The sequence below is a fragment of the Dyadobacter jiangsuensis genome, assembly GCF_003014695.1.
GTDB classification, from domain to species: domain Bacteria; phylum Bacteroidota; class Bacteroidia; order Cytophagales; family Spirosomataceae; genus Dyadobacter; species Dyadobacter jiangsuensis.
This window is the reverse complement of record NZ_PYAS01000044.1, coordinates 1-2,557: the sequence shown is the minus strand read 5'-3', so window position 1 is coordinate 2,557 and position 2,557 is coordinate 1. Positions and strand designations below refer to the sequence as shown.

Annotated in this window: 2 protein-coding genes and 1 pseudogene; all 3 read left to right on the top strand. The window is 46.6% G+C overall.

Annotated elements, in window-relative coordinates:
- Window positions 1–366 (top strand): T9SS type A sorting domain-containing protein (locus CLV60_RS34070; protein WP_146151656.1); only part of this gene is annotated, 366 nt, incomplete at its 5' end.
- 518 nt (window positions 367–884) lie between these two features.
- A complete protein-coding gene (locus CLV60_RS34065; RefSeq protein WP_106599850.1) occupies window positions 885–1,577 on the top strand; it encodes a phage tail-like protein in 693 nt (230 codons plus the stop codon).
- A 75-nt stretch (window positions 1,578–1,652) separates the two neighbouring features.
- Window positions 1,653–2,557 (top strand): annotated as a pseudogene (locus tag CLV60_RS34060) (hypothetical protein); the annotation flags it as partial.

The following is a 2,557-nucleotide window of genomic DNA, read 5'->3' as shown; positions in this document are numbered from 1 at the left end:
ACAACTATCAGAAAGTACTCATTCACCGACCAGAGCCCTCTCACAGGAAGAAGTCTTTACCGCTTGAAGATGGTGGACCAAGACAACACTTTCGCGTATAGCGTCATCCGTCGGGTCAATACAGAGGGCAGAGGAATCGCCCTTTACCCCAATCCGGCCGCAGAATTCGTCAAACTCGACGGCATTGCACCAGCCTCGGTCAAAAACGTCGAAATCCTTAGTCACAACGGGATCTCTGTTTATCAATCCACCGCTGTTTCTACCGAGGGTATCGATGTCAAAAAGCTCGCACCAGGTGCCTACCTTTTGAAAATCACCGACCTGAACGGGGCACTAAACACACAAAAGCTGGTGATTGCAAGATAAGTTTTAGTTGATAATCAATGCCTTTTCAAGTATTACAAAAACCGATAGCCCGGCAGATTCCTGCCGGGCTATTTTGTTTTTAGCGCACCGCGAACCTGCCAATTATTCCCCCTATGACATCATAAGTCGCCGCAAATACACCTCGAAACGTCTTACATGCTACAAATTAGTTTTCAAGCGAGGCAGCATTTTTATTTAAATCAAAACTTCAATTTAGAATAGAGATTTATATTGATTGAACGAAATGTAACCAAATATTCAATAATTATATATTTCAAAACAATTAATTCAAATAACTACCAAAACTCGCCCTGAACCTACCGAAAATCGTCTGGTTTCATTTCGATTTTAGCACCAATATTTGTAAAAACGAGATATCATTGGCCTGGTCTAAGATATTAAAATAATCAAAATGCTATTTTTTACAGCAGCCATTCAGGACGCAAATAATTGTTCACGACCAACGTCTTACAGTTTAATTAAAAATAAAATAGTTTTTCAAACCAAATCTAAATTCGATGAACACATCTAGACTTTTCTCGAAACTCTTTCTGGGAGTATTGCTGACCAGCTCTTCTGCAATTTACGCACAAGTAAAAGTTGGAGATAATCCAGGCACAATTAATTCCAGTTCTGCCCTGGAAGTTGAGAGTGCAACAAAGGGTCTTTTGCCTCCGCGCGTAAGTATTCCTGATCTGACTCAGGCGGCACCTGTTACAAGTCCCACCGAAGGTCTGCTTGTATACAATACCAACACGTCATCCGGCAAAGGCTTTGTCTATTGGGACGGCACTATGTGGCGCCGCTTCCAGCAAACTGCGGGATCATTTAATCTGTCAATCTATGCGGCGGGTAGCCTTTACCTGGGCGATGTAACCGGAACTTCCGACGGTAACCACACAGTTTTACCTGGATCAAAAGGAGTTTCAGGTGTGGCATGGGGTGGAGGATGGAATACAACTACGGGTTCGGCATCGTGGAAAGTGACTTTCACGACCCCGGTACCAGCCGGTAAAACCTACTTTGTCATACTGACCCCGAGATCCAGCTCGAATCAGGCACAACCCGGAAACCAGGCAGATTTGGACAATGATATCACACCTCCGCTTATCGTAGGTAAAAACCCCACTGACTTCACCATATTTTGTCAGGAATATGCCGGAACATCACAGCAACTTTTCATGGACTTTGTAGTTCTGGTCGAAAACTAAGACACTTCGTTTGATCCTGGAAAACTCAACATGCAATGAGGCCAAATTCTAAAAAGCGTATTAAATGAACGAAGTATGAAAAAACTATATGTCCTACTTTTAATGGTGTGCGCCTGGACAGGCGCTTACAGCCAGGGAAGCGGTATGCATAGTACCAGCCAGGTCCATCCTGGCGGCCACTATGGAGTGTATGGATCGTTGTTATTCAACAGCGGATACCTGGTTACACCCCGGAGCTCACCAACTAATAACGTGTACTTTACCGATGGGTCGGCATACTCGGGAGCATCCGATGGCTCCCATATTGACGGGTATGCCGAGAAAGCCGGCAATACCGCCTTTACATTTCCCATAGGTAACGGCGCGAAACTCCGTACTGCCGGTATATCAGCCCCGGCAGCAGCGGCCAATTTTAAGGCAGCTTATTGGTTTGAGAATCCGAATGCGGCTACATTGCCGGCAGGCGCGCCGTTTCCGGTAAGCAATCTGGGGACAGGAGTTAGTGCAGTAAGCAGTCTTGAGTATTGGGATGTGGATGGAGCATCGTCGGTAAATCTCACACTTACCTGGGACGCAGCCAGCAACCTATCCGTTTTGACCTCAGGAACGATTGCCAATTTGGTAGTAGTAGGCTACAACACAACCACAGCTAAATGGGAAAGCCTGGGTAATGCAGGAGGAACAACCGGTGCGCTGGCTACGACTGGTACGATAACCGCAAACGGCGTTACACCTGATAATTATGCAGCATTCACATTTGGGACCAGCGCGGCAGCGACCACCCCTGATCTGCGTCCTTTTACCATCATGTCCAATGTGACCTTTTCAACAGCAGAGACCGTCAGGCCTTTCACTGTAAGGCTTCGTAACATGCGCACGGGGACTGTTGCCAGCGATCTGATCACTGTTCGTCTCTATAAGCCAACGCCTGGCTCGGTGATCGCTCTGACGGGAGCTTCGGCTGCCGAATGGACCATTAC

Bases quoted from the DNA above. Each gene is read 5' to 3' on its own strand.
- CLV60_RS34065 (WP_106599850.1), top strand. From the start codon at position 885: ATGAACACATCTAGACTTTTCTCGAAACTCTTTCTGGGAGTATTGCTG.